Below are 693 nucleotides of genomic sequence, written 5' to 3'. Positions count from 1 at the left end.
GCCATCCACGCGACGGCTGGAACACCGGCTGGCGCGTGCTTGCCATGGTGCACCAAGGCACCCAGACCACCAGCCAGGAAGAAGACGGCGCCGACGCCAGCGAAGGCACGCACTACCACTACACCGCACAGCTGCTGCCCGACCGTGTGGAATGGAAGCCGCCGCACAGCCCCAGGCCGCGCATGGACGGCCCGCAGGCGGCGACCGTGGTGGGGCCGGCGCAGGAGGAGATCTACGTCAACGCGCGGGGCGAGGTGTGCGTGCAGTTTCCGTGGGATCGCCACGGCGCGTTCAACGAACACCGCTCCTACTGGGTACCGGTGGCGCAAGGCTGGGCCGGCGCCGGCTGGGGCGCCATGGCCATTCCGCGCATTGGCCAACAGGTGATGATCGACTACGTGGACGGCGACTGCGACCGCCCCATGGTGATCGGTCGCGTGTACAACGCGCTCAACCCGCCGCCCTACGCGCTGCCGCGTCACAAGACGCGCATGACCATCAAGAGCCAGACGCACAAAGGCAAGGGCAGTAACGAGCTGCGCTTCGAGGACGAAGCCGGCCAGGAGGAAATCTACGTCCACGCGCAGAGGGACCAGAACATCGTCGTCGAGCACGACGAAACCACCCGCGTGGGCCACGACCGCACCGAACAGGTCGAGCACGACGAACGCATCACCATCGGCCACGACCGCA

The 693-nt window shown here is 67.5% G+C and carries 1 protein-coding gene; it reads left to right on the top strand.

What is annotated here, in order from left to right; all coding sequences use genetic code 11:
• The coding region (tssI, locus tag JHD67_RS21390; protein ID WP_199101158.1) for a type VI secretion system tip protein TssI/VgrG at positions 1-693 on the top strand (693 nt) is incomplete at both ends.

The organism is Dyella sp. ASV21 (genome assembly GCF_016428975.1).
Lineage (GTDB): Bacteria > Pseudomonadota > Gammaproteobacteria > Xanthomonadales > Rhodanobacteraceae > Dyella.
The sequence above is the reverse complement of the archived record's forward strand: the minus strand, read 5'-3'. Positions and strand labels throughout refer to the sequence as shown.